The sequence below is a fragment of the Shewanella sp. HL-SH4 genome (assembly GCF_051164845.1).
Lineage (GTDB): Bacteria > Pseudomonadota > Gammaproteobacteria > Enterobacterales > Shewanellaceae > Shewanella > Shewanella glacialimarina.
The window spans coordinates 2,999,746-3,017,417 of record NZ_CP195037.1; the positions used below are offsets into that span (position 1 = coordinate 2,999,746).

Sequence of the window (17,672 nt, forward strand, 5' to 3'; positions counted from 1 at the left end):
GATAACAGGCCACTTATTTTTGTTTTATGTAACAATAAAAATTGATGTTTATTGTTCCTGCAATGTTTGAATTATAGCCGGTTATAGATATAAATAACAAATATATAACAGACATGCTACTTGTTATTTAAAACGGTAACAGTATTTGCATTATGAGGGCTTGCAGCGTATAACGTCGCGGTTATCGTTGTTGTCATTTATAAGTGAGTAAAGATGAAGATAAGTACCATTAGACCTGTAATGCTGTCGATATTGCTATTGGTTGTGTCTTTACCTAGCCAAGCTGAAGGTGATCTTGAAACCTCTGGTGATGTATTACATCTTGCTTTACCTGCAGTAGCATTCGCTTCTACATTAATGATAGAAGATGATTATCAAGGCGCTTGGCAATTAGCTAAGTCAGGTATTTCAAGCCGCTTAGTGGTTGAAGCACTCAAGTTAGGCGTTGATAAGCAAAGACCTGACGGCAGTGGTGATGACTCATTTCCCTCTGGGCATTCAGCGGACACCTTTGCTGCTGCAACATTTATAAATCAACGTTATGGTTGGGAATATGGCGTACCGTCCTATGTGGTTGCGTCATACGTTGCTTATACTCGCGTTGCCAGCGACAAGCATCATGTTGAAGATGTGCTTGCGGGGGCGGCCATTGGCATTGTAGCGGGTTGGTATTTTACTGATCCTTATGAAAATATTAGCGTGGTGCCACTGGCTTATAATGGCACTTACGGTGTGTTTATTAGTGGACGTTTTTAATCTAAATTCAAACGCTAACTCAAATTATAACTCTAATTTAAATTCTAATATTGATGAATATAAGGTGTAATCATGGTTGAACAAACCTATAGAGATACCGCGAAAAAGGTATCTTATAATGTAGCCAATAAAGTGCTACCAATGGATCAACTACCTGACAGCTTAATTGAAGCCTATGACGGCCTGTTTGAAGAGTTGTTTGCTGACAAAGCACAAGCGTTTAACAATGCCTGGGACAAATTGCCTGCCAGTGCTCAAAAGCTTATTTCGCAGGCTGAGTTTCATGGTTTTTATATTGCTAATGCTTGGATGCAGCTGAGTCGTGTTGCGCAAGAGATTGCCGACAGCAATGACACAGAAGAAGAGATGAACAATAACGAATACGATGGTATTTTTGGCCGTTTAGCTGAGCAGTCGTTAAAAGAATGTTTACGCAAGCTGAAAAAAGCCCGAACCGATAGAGTGATGCTTAATAGCTTCAAAAAGGTTATGGCAGATTAAGCATTTTTTATCAGTTATTTGATTAAAATAAAAATCCCAGTAATTCATTACTGGGATTTTTTACATCATTATTCAAGCACAGATTAAAATGCAGTACGACGATAACGACGATATTCTGGTTGCCAAAAGTTATTATCAATGGCTTGTTGCAGTAACTCATCAGTACAAGGTAGGGCTAAACCTTGGTCAATTGCGACTTTAGCCACTGCAAAAGCGATGTACTTACTCACTTTATGAATATCTTCAAGCTTAGGCAATAGTGAACCTTCACCCACTGTACCCAATGGCGAACATTCAGACAGTGCGCGGCTAGAGGCCATTAGCATTTCATCTGATACGCGGGTTGCACCACAAGATAGTACTCCAAGACCAATACCCGGAAAGATAAAGCTGTTATTACACTGGGCTATTTCAAAGGTTTCACCATTGACCACAACTGGCTCAAATGGGCTACCTGTTGCCACAAGCGCCTGGCCCGATGTCCAGTTTAAAATATCTTTTGGGGTCGCTTCGACTCGACTTGTTGGGTTAGATAATGGAAATACTATTGGACGTGGGCAATGGCTGTGCATGGCTTTAATCACATCTTCAGTAAATAGTCCTGGTGCACCCGATACGCCAATTAACACTGTCGGTTTAGCGTTATTAACTACATTGAGCAACGAGACATTGTCGCTGTAGTTGTGCCATTGATCAACCAGAGCTGTTTTTTGTGCCAAGTTACTTTGAAAAGGTAATAGATTAGGCATGTTGTCGAGTAATAAGCCCCAACGATCGACCATAAAGACTTGCGATCGAGCCTGCGCGTCACTGATACCTTCTGAGACCATTTGGGCAATAATAGCTTCAGCGATACCACAACCAGCACTGCCTGCACCTAAAAACACAATGCGTTGTTGGCTTAGTGTGGTGTTAGCGGCTTTACTGGCCGCCAACAATGAACCGACAGTAACCGCAGCCGTGCCTTGAATATCATCATTAAAACAACAGTACTTGTCTTTATAGCGCTCAAGTAAAGGCATGGCATTTTTTTGGGCAAAGTCTTCAAACTGAATTAATGCATCTGGCCAGCGACGGTTAACCGCTTGCATAAAGGCTTCTACGAATTCTTTATAGTCATCACCGCCAACACGCTGATGGCGCCAACCCATGTACATAGGGTCATCAAGTAGTTGCGGGTTATCAGTACCTACATCTAATGTAACCGCCAGACAGTAAGCCGGGCTAATACCACCACAGCTGGTGTAAAGTGATAGCTTACCAATAGGAATACCCATGCCACCAATGCCCTGGTCGCCCAAACCTAAAATACGTTCGCCATCGGTGACAACAATGACTTTGACTTTATGACGAGTCGAATTATTCAAAATATCGTCGATGCGATCTTTGTTCTCGTAAGAGATAAATAACCCACGGTTACGGCGATAGTTTTTTGAAAAACGCTCGCAGGCTAATCCTACCGTTGGGGTGTAAATAATCGGCATCATTTCACTGATGTTGTTGCGCACCAATGAATAAAATAGCGTTTCGTTAGTGTCTTGAATATTACGCAGGTATATATGTTTATCTAAGTCGTTAGTGAAGTTAGTAAACTGCTGATATGCGCGTGCGACCTGTTCATCAATGGTTTCAATTACCCAAGGCAACAAGCCTTCAAGGTTAAATGAAATACGTTCATCTTCAGTAAAGGCAGTGCCTTTATTTAGCAGCGGAGATTCAAGAATGGCTGGACCTGCAAAAGGAAGATAGAGTGGGCGTTTAGTATCGTCCATGGGTAACCTTTTTTGTGTGTTGTTTGATAGGTTTGTTAAAGGATAGATTAACATGACTAATATGTATTGTGGTCTGTTAAGTGATGAATTTCACACTTTTTTTATGAAGCAGTTGTTTGAATTACTCGCCAGTAACAAAAATGCACAGCCGCGAGCTGTGCATTGATAGGGTATAACAGGCTTTATTGAGCCTAATCTTATTTACCGCGGTGTTTAATTGACAAACCTTTAACGAAGTTACGCAACACTTGATCGCCACAGGGTTTATAGTTTTTGTGTTCAGGGTTGCGAAACAATGCACCTAATTCAGATTTAGACATCGCAAAATCAGCTAAGGCTAGTACGGCAATGATTTCGTCTTCGCGCATTTCTAATGCGACCCGTAGTTTCTTAAAAATAAGGTTGTTGGTTAGCTGCTTTAAGGGCGTAGGTACTTCAGCGTCAGGCTTTAAACCACGATTTTTGATGATCAAACCATCTAAAAACTGGCACATTAATTTATCGTTACAAGCTTGATAACCTTCTTCTTCCTCTTTTTTCAGTAGCGCGATTATCTCATCTGAAGTGATTTCGGCATTGGCTTGGCTGAAAATATTGATCATTTTTGCATTTGAGTAATCAAAAACAAAACGAATACGGCGAAGAATATCATTGTTAATCATAAGGTTCTCTGGCGCGGCTGCGCATAAATAGTTTAGGTCACGTGACTGAGGTATATTATAGCGATTAATCTTTAATTCGTCAGATTATTCGTGTGCTATAAGTTGCTCTGTTACCGTTTGGCGGATTTTATTTTTAACCGGCTTAATAGCTAAGGTAACTTTTTGTGTTATCGCTACTCATTTCTGTGAAGCGATCATTTGGTGACATACCAATAAATAAACACTATCGCAAAGCCTACTAAATACAGTAGCCCAAACCAAGATAAGCCGACCATTGCCTTACCATAACGGTGTTTCGACGCTAAGGTTTTACTGGTCATTAAGCGAAAATTGAGCCATGCAAATATCACTGTGGTCATAAAAGCTAAAATCATCACAAACTCTAATAAAGGCAGCAGCGCACCTTTAAAGAATAAAATTAACCCTAAGCCTAAAGCGCTCATTAGCAACATAATCATATTAAGTCTTTTAGGCGAGTCTTGCGCTTTAGTGAGTAGCTGCCAACCCATATTGAGGGTACGGCTATAACCATCAATCACGGTCACAGTGGTACTAAAAATACATAAAAATGCCACAATGCCAATAAGGTAGCGGGAGTTCTCGCCCATGACTTGACTGTATAAAGTGATTAATTGATTGGCAAACTGAGCCCCAGAGTCAGAAAACTGCTCGCCCGAGCCATGCATGACTAATGCACCTAATGCCAAAAAGACCAGCGCGAGGATTGCGGTGGTGATGTAGCCTAAATTGAAATCGAAAATGGCTTGTTTGGGGGTTACCGTTTGGCTCTTCTGCTTTTCTAATAACCACAGCGAGTTCCATGCACTGACTTCAATAGGGGCAGGCATCCAGCCCATCATAGCCACTAAAAACCCTACATTAGCCCATTGCCATGCATCCGCGGTAGTAGTCATTATCGGCTTACCCCATTGATTGGAGAAAGCCAATGACACGGCAATTAATGTGCTGATAGTCAGTACAAACATGATGATTTTTGTGATGTTATCCAGCCACTTATAATGGCCGACAATTAACAATACCAATGAAGTGATTAATACTATTAAGGCTAATACATCAATAGAGAGTGGAATAAATTGAGTCAGCATTGCTGCGGTTAACATACATACCCCCGCAGTGCTTGCGACGGCGGCAATAGTATTGAGCCCAGTAAACAGCCACAAATAACCGCGTCCCTGGCGTAAATAACCCTCAAGCAAGCTTTCACCCGTTGCAGCGGTATAACGCGCTCCAGCAGCAAAAAAGGGATATTTAACCAGGTTTACCGCCAATACTAACCAGGCTAACTGCCAACCATATTCAGCCCCCGCACGGGTTGATGCTACAAGATGTGATGCGCCAATAGCTGCAGCAGCCATTAAAATACCAGGACCTGTTGCTTTAAACAAAATCTTGATTTTAGAGAGTGTGGAAATCGGAACAGATTGTTGATTTAGCATAAAAACCATTTAAGTATATTGTTCAACAGTTAACGTATTAACGGCAAAATATAACCATTATCTTTGATTAGACAAGGGCTAGGTCGGTAATTCTAGTTACTTATCTTATTTATGTATCATCCTGTCATATTTATTTTTGAATTTAAATTCATTTATTTTAGCTTTTTATTCTTGATTAAGTGTTTGGTTACATTTACATTACTGCATTGTATTGACTTTGTTAAATTTTAAATTAACTTGGACATGTAAATAATAATCCAAGCAAGTTGTAGGTAATTATATTGTTACCGCAATTTGCAGTAGTCATGGATATAAAATAAAAAATATTTTAAGGAAGATCATGAAAAGACCTAACGTTTTGCGCAGCGCGTGCGCTATTGCTGTATCACTGTCATTGGCCCCAATCGCCTTTGTTGCTCAAGCCGCCGATGCATCAGCTGAAGCTAAAGTTGAACGTATCGAAGTTACCGGTTCTCGTATCAAACGGACAGATATTGAAGGACCTTCGCCAGTTCAATCACTTAACAAAGAAGATATTGCTAACATGGGTTTTGACAACCTACAGCAATTATTAGAGCGTATGCCTGCCAATGGTTCTGGCGCATTCTCAACTCGCGGCAACAGCCAGGATTCTACCGCAAACGGCGGTGCGTCAATCAGTTTACGTGGCTTAGGCCCTGATGCGACACTAGTATTAATTAATGGCCGCCGTGTTGGTGCAAGTGCATTTGCCGAAGGAATTTCAAACTCGTTTGTTGATATTAATAACATTCCTGTATCTGCCATTGAGCGTATCGATATTTTAAAAGATGGCGCGTCAGCAATTTATGGCTCTGATGCTATTGCCGGTGTAGTCAATATTGTTTTAAGAAAAGACATTGAAGGGATTGAGCTTAACCTAGGTTATGGCGATGATAGCGGCACGGGATATGACGAAACCACAGCGAGTTTAGTGTGGGGCGTTAAAGCCGATAAAGGCAGTGCATCTATTATTTTAGATTACTTTACCAACGGCACATTATCTGCAGAAGACATGGGCCAATTTGGTACCGCAAATCAATCACCCTATGGCGGCGAAGATTATCGTTCATCACGTGGCTACCCTGGCTATTTTTACGTTAACGGTGTTAAAACCATCGATCCAGATTGTCCTCCTGAAAATGCAACATCAAGTGGCAGTTGTTTATTCGATTACGGCCCGTATAACCTAACTATTCCTACCGCTGAGCGTGTTGGTGCTATTGGGCAATTTGATTACATGTTGGGCGAAGACTTAACCGCATTTTTAGAGTTATCTGTACAACATAATACTTCTGAAGCGGGCGGTGCACCAACACCATTAGATGAAGATGCTGGCTTAACCGTTCCGGGTTCACACCCAAATAATCCTTTTGGACAAGATATTGAAATTGGTCGTTACCGTACCGTTGATGCCGGTGCGCGTCGTTGGGATATCGAATCCGATACTATGCGTATTGTGGCAGGTCTTCGTGGCGTTGTGAACGAGTGGGATTGGGAAGTATCAACTCAACGTGGTCGCAGTGAATCCACTCAAACAGGTGATCGCTCACAGGGCTGGGTAAGAACGGATTATTTACAAGCTGAAATTGATGCCGGTAACTACAATCCATTCGGCGCAGCGGTTAATTCACAAGATGTTATTGATCGTATTACCACTAGCCTTGTAAGACAAGGTAAGTCGAGTATTACTGCTTATGATGCCAGTATTTCAGGCCATGCATTTACCATAGCAGACCGCGATATCATGATGGCAGCTGGGGCAGAGTATCGTGAAGAAAGTGTTAGCGATATTCCCGATGAGCAATTCCAACGTGGTTTGATTTTTGGTACTGAAGCTATATCAGCATTTGGTTCACGCGATCAATATGCGGCTTATGTAGAGTTATCGGTTCCAGTGACTGATAGCTTTGAGTTGCAGTTAGCGGGTCGTTATGACAATTACAGTGATTTCGGTTCAACCACTAACCCTAAAATTGCTTTCCAGTGGGGCATTAATGATGAGTTAACCGCTCGTGGTTCTTGGTCTACCGGTTTCCGCGCACCATCACTTGCACAAATTGGTCTTGGTCCATCTGAAAAGAGTGACTTTTTAGTCGATAGCTACCGCTGTGCCGCCGATAATGTGGATTGTGAGTTACTTGACTACAACTTTATTTTTGCTGGTAACCCTAACCTTAAAGCGGAAGAGTCTGAGACTTGGAACGTCGGTATGATATGGGCGCCAAGCCAACAGTTTGATGTGGGTTTTGATATATTTAATATTCTACAAGACAACAAAATTGATTCACTGCAAAACCAAGATCTTTATGATGCAAATTGTAACGTTCAAAATAGTACTGTTTGTTTACGAAATGCGCCGCAACCTGGCCAAACATTAGGTCCTCTTGATGTGATCAAATCAGGGTTCGTTAACATTGGTTCGCAAGAAGTACAGGGTGTAGATTTATCTTCTCACTATGGTATTGAGTTAAACAATTTTGGTGATGTGAAGTTTGGTTTAGAGTACAGCTACTTAATCAGCTTCGAAAAAGTAGGTGCAGAGGGGGGTTACTGATTACACAGGAAAATACGAATATCCAGAACATCGCTGGTTAGCAACAACTAACTGGAACATGGACGACTTTGCCGCTAACGTAAACTTAAGCTATATCGGTGAGTTTGAAGACTACAATGAAACCCGCACTGTTGAGTCGCAGTTATTAGTGGATATGTCTGGCTCATACCGTTTCAATGATACGGTTAAGTTATCTGTAGGTGTGAATAATGTGTTTGATGAATCGCCATCATTTGCGATTGGCGATGGTGATGCTGACCTTTATGGTTATGCAATGGGTGTCCATAACCCGCTTGGTCGTTATCTCTACACTAAAGTGACCATGAAGTTTTAAGCATTAAATCTTCAGATAATAAAAGCCACATCCCTCTTTTGGGTGTGGCTTTTTCATTAATATATTATGATTTTATCGGCATTAAAAAAGGAAGCATTAAGCTTCCTTGTTGTTTGTTATGTTATAGCCAATGACTATAGCTGAGTCGCAGCCCATTTAGCTCTACTTTCACGGCTTTCACTCATGCCGCTATCTGCGCGATAGGTTTTGTATGCTTCTGCATCCAGCGCTATAAGGCTCACATCAACTTCAAGTACCAGCTTACATTCTTTTTTAATTCGCCATGCCGCAGTATTATACAACTCTGTTACCGGTAATGAGCTTAAAAATTCAGGGTTATATTGGGTATAAAGTGCTTGGGTTGGATATACCACAAACGCTAAACGGCGTTTAGGCTCTTTTTTAAATAACTCTTCAATGCCATCGGTGGTATTGAGCACTTGCATTTCAATGATGTCATCAATTTCTAATAGCTTCTTTTGAGCAGGTATTGGCGCCTCAGCTTCACCGGCTTCCCATGCGATAACCGCTTCAGAAGTCGTTTTAGTGATGAGTGCGACCTGCTCAACTGTTAAACCAAATGATTGGCGTAAACACTGCATTTCAATGGCGTTTAAGCCAGAAGGGTTTGACATAATATTTCCTAAATAAGCTGATGTTTGAATGTGAAAATGGGTGTTATAGTCCAAGCCAAATATCTTCAATCCAGTCCCACAATGATTCCCATCGTGCATCACTAAAGCGACCGTTTTTCCAAAATTGCACTTGACCGTTTTCTTCAATGCAGTAAAAGCTGTCACCTATTTGGCAAATGGGGATTTGCTCTCTTGGTAATCCAATAGACCATGCGTAACTGGCTACTTCTGGCAAATACGTGTGCGAGTAGGGATCTGTGGCAGTAACTGGCTCATAAGTGCCATAAATAACGTCACTGGCATACAGTAAATACTCTTTTAAATCCCCTGGAAGCCCAATTAAGATTTGTTCTTCAACTTCGACTAGTTGCTCAAAAGTAGGTAATTCAAAAGGAACTGGAACGGTTTCACTGAGTTCTTGTAAATGGTCAATAATGTCTTGCATTGGATGTTCCTTTAGTCGCGATAGCGGTCAATGCGATATTGGGCGGGATTATAGCAGAGATAATGGCTGATTCAGATAAAAAAAATGCGCTCATATGAGCGCAAAAGGGTGGGTGGAATTAATGGCTGGTTAGGCTGCTTGTGGATAATCGGTAGTGATAGCTTGACGTTTATACACCAGCCAAGCTTTATGGTATTGCTTATGGGATTGTTGACGAATTCGGGTTATTTGCTGTATTTCAAATTCATTCAATGGGCGATGTTCTATGCTGGCAATGGCTTCTATTTGCTGAATTTGTTCGTAGTGTTTATGATCCTGACCACTTTTTATATTGGCAATGGTTTGTAGGTGTAACTGCACTTCAACAATCATTTGGCTTTGTGGCAGTTTTACGAGAACATTTAAATCGCGATAACCTGATGCCTTTGGGTTGGCAAAGCGGTTTTTAATTTGTACCACTTCGCTGTTTTCAGCTAACATTTTATAGCTTGCCATTAAGTCATCAACATTATTAGCCACTATGCTTCCTCGGGATAAATCGGTAATTAAACGGGCATCGCCTTCAAACTTATGAGTGACTTTTTGTAACGCCCGCTGATAGCTTTTGGCCGCAGGTAACAACATGGTTGTTTTATTCTGTTGACTGATAACCGACAAAAGCTGGCCTAACTCAGTTTGAGCCAGATCTGCTTGTGTCATTAAATCAATCAAGTCTGCTGATTGTTGCATAGGCTGGTATGCTTGAAAGTCAGGGATTGAATATAAAATATCAAGCGCATTGTGAGTACCGAGATTTAATCCGTAAGGGACTTTGTCATCTTGTTGATCTACAGGCGCAAGTGACTGGGCGGTAACTTGGCGGGTGCTCAGTAGCACTAAAAAAATAAAAAGAGTACGAAAAAGTTTATTCAATGTAAATTCTCCAAGCGATTAGCTTGGGGACACTGTAACTTACTGAAGCTGAATCAATCCTGAATGACAGCAAGCGTTTACATTAAAGATGGTTAACAAAAAGGGCGCCAGAAGGCGCCCTTGGGTATCAAGCTATTATTACCAAATTTTCACGCGGCTTTCTGGTGCAAGGTACATCTTGTCACCTTCTTTCACGTCATAAGTGGTATAAAACTCAGGCATGTTAGACAATGCGCCTAGTGCACGGAAATGGCCTGGAGAATGTGGATCAGTTGCTACGCGATTTCGCATGGCTTCTTCTTTCATTTTCACACGCCAGATTTGGCTAAAGCCCATAAAGAAACGTTGATCGCCAGTTAGACCATCAATTACTGGTGCTTCTTGACCATTTAGTGACATTTTGTAAGCTTTATAAGCAATGGTCACACCTGATAAATCACCAATGTTCTCGCCTAAGGTTAATTCACCATTCACGTTCAAATCGTCAAATACTTTATAACCGCTATATTGGGTAATAAGGGCATTACCTTTAGCTTCAAATGCTTTTAGATCAGCTTCAGTCCACCAGTCACGCATGTTACCTTCACCATCAAACTTAGCACCTTGGTCATCAAACCCATGGCCCATTTCGTGACCGATAACCGCGCCAATACCACCGTAGTTAACCGCATCATCAGCTTCTAAGTTGAAGAATGGTGGTTGTAAAATTGCAGCAGGGAACACAATTTCGTTCATGGTTGGGTTGTAGTAAGCATTAACGGTTTGTGGCGTCATGTGCCACTCGTCTTTATCTATTGGTTGGCCTAGCTTGGCTAAATTTTTGTTATGTTCAAAAATTGCAGCGCGTTTAGCATTACCTAATAAATCATCCGCTTTAATCGTCAGTTTAGTATAGTCATCCCATTTATTTGGATAACCAATCTTAGGGTTAAATTTAGCTAGCTTGTCTTTTGCCGCGACTTTAGTATCAGCGCTCATCCAATCTAGCGAATCGATGCTCGAGCCATAAGCGCCACGAAGGTTTTCAACAAGCTGTTCCATCCGTGTTTTCGCTTCTGGAGCAAAATGACGTTTAACATACACTTTACCGACGACTTCACCTAGGGTATCGCTTACTGTAGTGACACCACGCTTCCAACGCGGTTCTTGCTCTGCCTGACCATTTAAGGTTTTAGAGAAAAAAGCAAAATTTTCGTTGTCTACCGCTTCTGATAAGTTACTTGCATTGTGAGTTAGGGTCATCCACGTGAGGTAATTTTTCCATGCATCAAGGTCATTGTTCTTAATGACTTCATTTAACCCTTGGATATAGCTAGGTTGGTTGATAATAATATCAGTTTGCTTATCACCCCCTAATGCTGCCAAGTAACCTTGCCAGTTAATGTCCGGTGCTAACTCATCTAAGTCAGCTACTTGATACAAGTTGTAAGTTTTGGTGCTATCGCGAGTTTCAACGACATCCCAATGCTTTTCAGCAATTTTGGTTTCTAGCGCAAGAACAGCTTGTGCGTTTGCTTTAGCATTTGGTAAACCAGCTAGGTCGTACATTTTTTCGATATGTTCAACATAGGCTTTACGAATATTAACAAAGCGCTCTTCCTGGTTAAAATAGTAATCCTTTTCTGGCAGGCTTAAGCCATATTGCCAAATATGAGTCGCATAACGGCTAGAGTTTTTGGCATCTATTTCAACGTAGAATGCCAATGGCGTTCCGCCACCATTAGCTTGATTTTCACCAAAAAATGCAGTTAATTCATTCTTGTCTTTTAGTGCTGCAATTTTATCTAAATCAGCTTGAATTGGTGCGATACCTAACTTGTTTAAGGTTGCAACATCCATAAATGAGCGATATAAGTCCGCCACTTTTTGCTCGTCGGTACCATCTGCTAAATTAGGCGTGGCACTTAAATCTTCAATAATGACTTTAACGTCGTCACGGGCATTTTCACGTAAGTCGTAAAAAGCACCAATGTTAGTGCGATCGCCTGGGATCTCAGCTGTGTTCATCCAGCCGCCATTAACATATAAGTAAAAGTCATCCTGTGGACGAATATTTTTGTCCATATTGTCAAAGCTAACACCTGAAGTCAGTGCTTTTTCAACAGCTGCTGCGGTTGCTGTTTTAGTGACTTCAGTTTTTGCTGCCGAATCAGCTGTTGCTTGAGTATTATCACTACAAGCTGACAGGCCAGCGATAAGCGAGGCACAAAGTCCTCCAATAACCAATTTTTTCATGTTGTTTCCCTTGCGTTAAATATGCCCTTCAATGGAGGCTGGTAATTTTGTTTTTATCTTGTCAGGTTTTGAGTGCCAAAGTATTTCTTTGAATTGACTGCTGACTTATTGTTGTGACAGCTATGTTAAGGGGTTGTCGGCTAATAATACAAGCGTTCTCTGGGGGTTTTAGTGTGGTTTTTTGTGACTAGGTGTAACGAAAAGTACGATTTACTCGGCTGTTATTTCTATTTTTAACTTAAGACCGCATAATATGAACAAATTAAAGTAGTGAGTATTGATTGTGCGTTTAGACAAATTTATTTGTGAGAGTACCGAACTGACCCGTACTATGGCGAAAAAAGCACTTCACCGAAGTGATGTTACCTGTGATGGTGTCATTATAAAAGATTCGGGATTTCAAGTGACAGAAAAAACAGTGGTTTGTTTAGATGGCCAAGTGATTTCTGTGGTAGGTGAACGATATATCATGTTGCACAAGCCAGTAGACACTATTTGTTCGACTATTGATGAAGTTTATCCTTCGGTGTTGAGCCTAATGGATATCGAAAAAATCGATACCTTGCACATTGCCGGAAGGCTAGATGCTGACACCACAGGTTTAGTATTGATCACTAGTGATGGGCAATGGTCTCATAAAATAACCTCACCTAAAAAAGATTGCGGCAAGCGTTATTTAGTCGAATTAGCTGATCCCATTACTGAAGATTTAGTGGCTGTTTTTGCCAATGGTATTGCACTGCGTAATGAGGATGGGTTAACTAAACCTGCTATTTTAGAGCTTATTACCCCACTACAGGTGCGCTTGACAATTAGCGAAGGCAAATATCATCAAGTTAAACGCATGTTTGCCGCAGTTGGTAATAAAGTGGTTAATTTACACCGTGAGTGTGTTGGTCAAATTGAACTAGACCCAGAGTTAGTGCCCGGAGATTGGCGCTACTTAACACAAGAAGAAGTGGACTCCATCCATTAATTTATGATTTAGATATCCAAGTGGTAAATAGCTTGGTGGTAATTTTTTTGGTTGAAAATCGTGCAGAAGCCTATAGCTTTGCTAAAGTTGATTCAGATTGTAAAAATAACGCTTAAAATTTGATGTTGTTAGCATTTTTGATAATCTTTTTTGAAATAGAAACTAAAATAGTGGTTAATACACTGATTAAACGCGTGCAGTAAATGTTGAGCTTTGGAACGCATAATACTGATCTGCGCCTAAATGACTTAGGAGTATATATGAAATATTCAATTTTATTTGCTGCACTATTTTTTGCTGGTTCAGCTGCTGCAGTTGACTGTGTTGAGTGTCATGAAAGCATCGACGTTGCTATGCATACTGAAAATGAAGCAACCTTAGCTGTTTGTGCTGATTGTCATGCTATTGGTGATGCGCATGAAATCGACATGGAAATGCACAGCCCTGAACTGACAATGAAAGAATGTACTGATTGCCACCAAATGGAAAAATAAACCTCGTATTTGTGCAAGCATTAGGCTTTTAGCATAATAGTGATTAATTAAGGTCTTCTTCGGAAGGCCTTTTTTTATGATTTTTTGGCTGTAAATGTCGATAAAAACATTTAGGTTTAATGTCATATGCCGATAATAATTTAATGGTAATTTTTTTGTAAAAAATACTTAGCTTAATTTTTAGCTTAATTTTTAGCTTAATTTTTGGCTTACTTTTTAGTTTATTTATTAGCTTACTTACATAAAAACGACTATATATTAACTATTAAAATGAAAAAAGGATGCGCTATGTTAATCCGATCTAAGCTTCTGTTGAGTGCAGCCGTATCGATCTCGGCACTTGTTGCTATGTTTGCATTACAACAATATTCCATCAACGTACAACAGCAGCTGGCATTGGCAACAACCAGTGTAATGGAAATTGAAAAAGAAATTTATCAACTGAGAAAAGAAGAAAAAGATTTTTTAAACAGATTGGATGTCGTATATCTTGAAAAACATCAACAGAATTTCGCAGACCTAAATGTATTGTTTGAGCGTGTTGAAGAAGTGCTAAATGATCGTAATATCCCCCTTACTGCTTTAAATGGCTTAAAAGACAGTGTCCAGACTTATAAATCGACATTTAACGATGTTGTGGTGCTGCAAAAAGAAATAGGCTTAACCCCTAAAACAGGTCTGTATGGCCAGCTAAGAGAAGCTGTCCATAATGTGGAATCTATCCTAAGCAGCAATAATGAAAATGGATTACTTGTTATCATGTTGCAGCTTCGCCGTAATGAAAAAGATTTCATGTTGCGCCGCGACCCTAAATATATAGACTCGTTTAAATCTTATATTAGTCAGTTTAAGCAAGCGGTAAATAGTTCGTATTTAGCCTCTGGAACCAAAGATGAGTTACAGGCGAGTATTGACCAATATCAGGCTGACTTTCAGGCCTTAGTGAGTAAAGAGCAAGAATTTGGCTTGACTGAAGTTGACGGTAAAATGAAGGTGTTACGCGATGCTATTTATAAAACCGATGACGATAGTAAAGCGTTAAAAGAACAAACTTTAGCTGAAATTAATCAAGCAGAAGAAAATGGCATATATTTAGGCGGCAGTATTTTCTTATTGATTACCCTGGCTTTGTCGATATCCACTTATTATATTATTCGCAGCATTATTACCCCCGTTGAAAATATTACCCGCGTAATTGCCAGTATTGAGCAATCTAAAGATTTAACCCTGCGTTGTGATGACTCAGGGGATGATGAGTTATCACGAATTGCCACTCATTTTAATAGTATGGTGGGAGCATTTCAAAGTTTGATTGAGCAAGTCAATGAAGCTGTTGATGCAATGAATACTTCCTGCCAGGAGCTATCTAATAATGCCTCTTTAGCATCAGAAGGTGTGTTAAGGCAGCTGAATGAAACTGACATGGTTGCAACCGCCATTACTGAAATGGGCGCCACAATTGATGAAATTGCTAATAACACTGAATTAGCCGCATTAAAAGCCAGTCAAACCCACGATAACGCAAAGAGTGGTCAAATTGGTGTAGAAGAAACGATAGCAAAAATTCAACTACTTGCCAGTCAGCTTAATGATTCAGCTAAAGTGGTTCGCGAGCTCGAGCAGGACAGTAAGACTATTGGCAGTGTATTAGATGTTATCCGAGGGATTGCAGAGCAAACTAACTTACTGGCACTTAATGCAGCAATTGAAGCTGCTAGAGCAGGGGAACAAGGTCGCGGTTTTGCGGTTGTTGCAGATGAGGTTAGAAGTTTAGCGATGCGAACCCAAGAGTCTACCGAGGAGATTGCCGGTATTATTACTACCTTGCAAACACGGACTCGCTCTATTGTACAGTTAATGGAAACTAGCCAGCGCCAAGGTGCAGAAAGTGCTGACCAAGCTGCAAGTGCGGGTTCATTGCTACGCTTAATTAACGAAGATGTGACTAATATTATGGACATGAGCACTCAAATCGCTGCCGCAATTGAGGAGCAAAGCATGGTGGCTGCTGAGGTTAATAAAAACGTGGTGGTTATTCGTGACATAGCTGATGAGTCTTCGCATGCTTCAGAAGAGAATGCAGCAGCATCAGAGGATTTGCGTATTCGCGCAGCTGGTCTGCATAAATCAGTGAGTATGTTTAAAGTCTAAAAATACTTTGATGTGTTGGACATGGTTATTAGTATCTGTAGCTCAGTAATGAATTAGCTATTTCTATACTTTTTCTCAGGGGTAGCGGCTATTACATCTTGTATGCGCAGGTGCTAGATAAATAAAAAACCTAACTTAGTGAGTTAGGTTTTTTATTAGAAGAGAATGCTGCTCTAGCCTGTTAAGCTGCTAAAAAATAGCTATTTCAAAGCTAGCAGTATAAAAAGCTGTTACTTTGAGGTGACAGTGTTAACGCCTTCAGGTGTGCCAACTAGCAATACATCAGCGCCACGGTTAGCAAATAAACCATTGGTTACAACGCCGACTATGGCATTAATTTTAGTTTCCATTACTTTAGGATCTAAAATTTTCATATTGTGAACATCTATTATCACATTACCATTATCGGTCACTACACCTTGACGATATTCAGGATCACCGCCCAATTTAACTAATTCACGTGCCACATATGAGCGCGCCATCGGGATAACTTCTACCGGTAGCGGGAAGTCGCCTAATATCGATACTTGTTTAGTGTTATCAACAATACAGATGAATTTTTTGGCTACTGCGGCAACAATTTTTTCACGGGTTAAAGCTGCACCACCGCCTTTAATCATATCCATGCGGTCGTTAATCTCATCGGCGCCATCGACATAAACGGCTATGTCTGCAACATTGTTTAGATCAAATACCTCAATGCCTAATTGTTTCATTTTTGCTGTTGATGCTTCGGAGCTTGAAACCGCGCCTTTAATATCATCTTTCATTGTTGCTAGTGCATCAATAAAGTGATTAACCGTTGAGCCTGTACCTACACCTACAATGGTATCTCTTTCGACATATTTTAATGCAGCCCAGCCAGCCGCTTTTTTCATTTCATCTTGAGTCATTAGGCAATTCCATTAGTTGTTTTTAACATTATCTCGATTATAACGTAACCTGCGGCGAAATTATTTGCTTGTCGTCATAAAAATGCGCATCTTTAAAAGCATCTAACACTCTTACATTGATATCGCTGATGAACTTTCTCTCTAAGCGTACATCCATTACATAAGCTTTTATGGTAATGGTTTGCATATGCTGCCCATAGGATAAATCTGTCCCTAATATGATCCTAATGGGCTTATTTAAAAAGGTGTAAGGTGAGCATTGTGTAGCTTCTTTGGCGAGGGCTATGGCTTGTTTATGATCGGCGTGCAAAGGTAAATTAAAACTGATTACAACCATTTCATCTAGGGCGCCGCTATTGGCATTTGATACGGCATTTTTTAATACCTCAGCATTAGGCACCATGATGGTGTTGTCATCAAAGGTTCGCAGCCAGGTTACGCTCCATTCAAGTTTTATTACTTCACCATAATGGCCTGCGAGCGAGACCATATCACCCACTCGATAGGGGGGATTTAACATAATAATGAAGCCTGCAATCATATTTTTTGCCGGTTCTTGAGTCGCTAAACCGATAACTATACTGATTGAACCAATCATAGCTAACACTACATTTTGGTGAGGTGCGATAATTCCTGCAGTAGTATAAATTATTACGCAGCCCCAAATAAATAAGCGGATAAACGGGTAAAGTCGTCCCCAGAATAATCGATATTTTGGCAGCTTTATGGTGAGTTTATCTAAACTGATTTTTATTACATTCAATAGCGCCCAGGCAAAAAAGCATATCAATAAAATTAAGGCTATTTTCTCTAATGAGATGATGCTAATTAGCGACTGTAATGCGTCTGTTGTTGATTCCATACCTATTCTCTT

General features: G+C 40.5%; 14 protein-coding genes and 1 pseudogene. 6 read left to right on the top strand and 9 right to left on the bottom strand.

Annotation, left to right across the window (positions count from 1 at the left end; all coding sequences use genetic code 11):
* Positions 1-213 precede the first annotated feature (213 nt).
* Both ACRWQL_RS14095 and ACRWQL_RS14100 read left to right on the top strand, forming a co-directional pair.
* On the top strand, positions 214-756 hold the full coding sequence (locus ACRWQL_RS14095) for a phosphatase PAP2 family protein (protein WP_434950634.1): 543 nt from the start codon (positions 214-216) through the stop codon (positions 754-756).
* A gap of 72 nt (positions 757-828) precedes the next feature.
* Positions 829-1,257, top strand: a complete 429-nt coding sequence (locus ACRWQL_RS14100; RefSeq protein ID WP_226413624.1) for a DUF3069 domain-containing protein — start codon at positions 829-831, stop codon at positions 1,255-1,257.
* Positions 1,258-1,340: 83 nt separating this feature from the next.
* Here the strand turns inward: ACRWQL_RS14100 and ACRWQL_RS14105 are convergent, their stop codons facing one another.
* From ACRWQL_RS14105 to ACRWQL_RS14115, 3 genes are all read right to left on the bottom strand, one after another.
* Positions 1,341-3,029, bottom strand: coding sequence for an NAD-dependent malic enzyme (locus ACRWQL_RS14105; protein ID WP_434950636.1), 1,689 nt, complete (start codon positions 3,027-3,029; stop codon positions 1,341-1,343).
* 197 nt (positions 3,030-3,226) lie between these two features.
* Positions 3,227-3,691, bottom strand: a complete 465-nt coding sequence (locus tag ACRWQL_RS14110; RefSeq protein WP_226413628.1) for a DUF1456 family protein — start codon at positions 3,689-3,691, stop codon at positions 3,227-3,229.
* 194 nt (positions 3,692-3,885) lie between these two features.
* Positions 3,886-5,148, bottom strand: a complete 1,263-nt coding sequence (locus ACRWQL_RS14115; protein WP_434950638.1) for an Nramp family divalent metal transporter — start codon at positions 5,146-5,148, stop codon at positions 3,886-3,888.
* Between the two features lie 340 nt (positions 5,149-5,488).
* On the opposite strand from ACRWQL_RS14115, the pseudogene ACRWQL_RS14120 reads away from it, so the two are divergent.
* A pseudogene (locus ACRWQL_RS14120) lies at positions 5,489-8,057 on the top strand (TonB-dependent receptor).
* A gap of 134 nt (positions 8,058-8,191) precedes the next feature.
* Here ACRWQL_RS14120 and ACRWQL_RS14125 read toward each other — a convergent pair.
* From ACRWQL_RS14125 to ACRWQL_RS14140, 4 genes are all read right to left on the bottom strand, one after another.
* Positions 8,192-8,692 carry a DUF4447 family protein gene (locus ACRWQL_RS14125; RefSeq protein ID WP_226413634.1) on the bottom strand — a complete coding sequence of 167 codons (501 nt, stop codon included), beginning with the start codon at positions 8,690-8,692 and terminating at the stop codon, positions 8,192-8,194.
* 43 nt (positions 8,693-8,735) lie between these two features.
* Positions 8,736-9,137: an SMI1/KNR4 family protein gene (locus tag ACRWQL_RS14130; RefSeq protein WP_226413636.1), complete on the bottom strand. Its 402-nt coding sequence runs from the start codon at positions 9,135-9,137 to the stop codon at positions 8,736-8,738.
* Positions 9,138-9,266: 129 nt separating this feature from the next.
* The gene (locus ACRWQL_RS14135) at positions 9,267-10,049 is read right to left on the bottom strand and encodes a GTP pyrophosphokinase (RefSeq protein ID WP_434950640.1); all 783 of its coding nucleotides are present in this window, start codon (positions 10,047-10,049) and stop codon (positions 9,267-9,269) included.
* A 138-nt stretch (positions 10,050-10,187) separates the two neighbouring features.
* Positions 10,188-12,284, bottom strand: coding sequence for a M13 family metallopeptidase (locus ACRWQL_RS14140; RefSeq protein ID WP_434950642.1), 2,097 nt, complete (start codon positions 12,282-12,284; stop codon positions 10,188-10,190).
* Positions 12,285-12,567: 283 nt separating this feature from the next.
* Between ACRWQL_RS14140 and rsuA the strand changes: the two genes are divergently transcribed.
* The 3 genes from rsuA to ACRWQL_RS14155 all read left to right on the top strand — a co-directional run bounded on the left by rsuA (position 12,568) and on the right by ACRWQL_RS14155 (position 15,905).
* Entirely contained in the window at positions 12,568-13,260 is a 693-nt protein-coding gene (gene rsuA / locus ACRWQL_RS14145; RefSeq protein ID WP_434950644.1) for a 16S rRNA pseudouridine(516) synthase RsuA, read from the top strand.
* Between the two features lie 260 nt (positions 13,261-13,520).
* A complete protein-coding gene (locus ACRWQL_RS14150; protein WP_226413640.1) occupies positions 13,521-13,754 on the top strand; it encodes a cytochrome c3 family protein in 234 nt (77 codons plus the stop codon).
* Between the two features lie 288 nt (positions 13,755-14,042).
* A complete protein-coding gene (locus tag ACRWQL_RS14155; RefSeq protein WP_434950645.1) occupies positions 14,043-15,905 on the top strand; it encodes a methyl-accepting chemotaxis protein in 1,863 nt (620 codons plus the stop codon).
* A 230-nt stretch (positions 15,906-16,135) separates the two neighbouring features.
* Here the strand turns inward: ACRWQL_RS14155 and rpiA are convergent, their stop codons facing one another.
* Positions 16,136-16,798 (bottom strand): ribose-5-phosphate isomerase RpiA, encoded by a 663-nt coding sequence (gene rpiA / locus ACRWQL_RS14160; protein WP_434927015.1) that lies wholly within the window; start codon positions 16,796-16,798, stop codon positions 16,136-16,138.
* A 37-nt stretch (positions 16,799-16,835) separates the two neighbouring features.
* Positions 16,836-17,660 carry a mechanosensitive ion channel family protein gene (locus ACRWQL_RS14165; protein WP_434931279.1) on the bottom strand — a complete coding sequence of 275 codons (825 nt, stop codon included), beginning with the start codon at positions 17,658-17,660 and terminating at the stop codon, positions 16,836-16,838.
* Positions 17,661-17,672 lie beyond the last annotated feature (12 nt).

Coding starts and splice junctions, on each gene's coding strand:
- ACRWQL_RS14100 (WP_226413624.1), top strand. CDS start 829: ATGGTTGAACAAACCTATAGAGATACCGCGAAAAAGGTATCTTATAAT.
- rpiA (WP_434927015.1), bottom strand. CDS start 16,798: ATGACTCAAGATGAAATGAAAAAAGCGGCTGGCTGGGCTGCATTAAAA.
- ACRWQL_RS14105 (WP_434950636.1), bottom strand. CDS start 3,029: ATGGACGATACTAAACGCCCACTCTATCTTCCTTTTGCAGGTCCAGCC.
- ACRWQL_RS14110 (WP_226413628.1), bottom strand. CDS start 3,691: ATGATTAACAATGATATTCTTCGCCGTATTCGTTTTGTTTTTGATTAC.
- ACRWQL_RS14150 (WP_226413640.1), top strand. CDS start 13,521: ATGAAATATTCAATTTTATTTGCTGCACTATTTTTTGCTGGTTCAGCT.
- ACRWQL_RS14165 (WP_434931279.1), bottom strand. CDS start 17,660: ATGGAATCAACAACAGACGCATTACAGTCGCTAATTAGCATCATCTCA.
- ACRWQL_RS14155 (WP_434950645.1), top strand. CDS start 14,043: ATGTTAATCCGATCTAAGCTTCTGTTGAGTGCAGCCGTATCGATCTCG.
- ACRWQL_RS14140 (WP_434950642.1), bottom strand. CDS start 12,284: ATGAAAAAATTGGTTATTGGAGGACTTTGTGCCTCGCTTATCGCTGGC.
- ACRWQL_RS14115 (WP_434950638.1), bottom strand. CDS start 5,148: ATGCTAAATCAACAATCTGTTCCGATTTCCACACTCTCTAAAATCAAG.
- ACRWQL_RS14130 (WP_226413636.1), bottom strand. CDS start 9,137: ATGCAAGACATTATTGACCATTTACAAGAACTCAGTGAAACCGTTCCA.
- ACRWQL_RS14125 (WP_226413634.1), bottom strand. CDS start 8,692: ATGTCAAACCCTTCTGGCTTAAACGCCATTGAAATGCAGTGTTTACGC.
- ACRWQL_RS14095 (WP_434950634.1), top strand. CDS start 214: ATGAAGATAAGTACCATTAGACCTGTAATGCTGTCGATATTGCTATTG.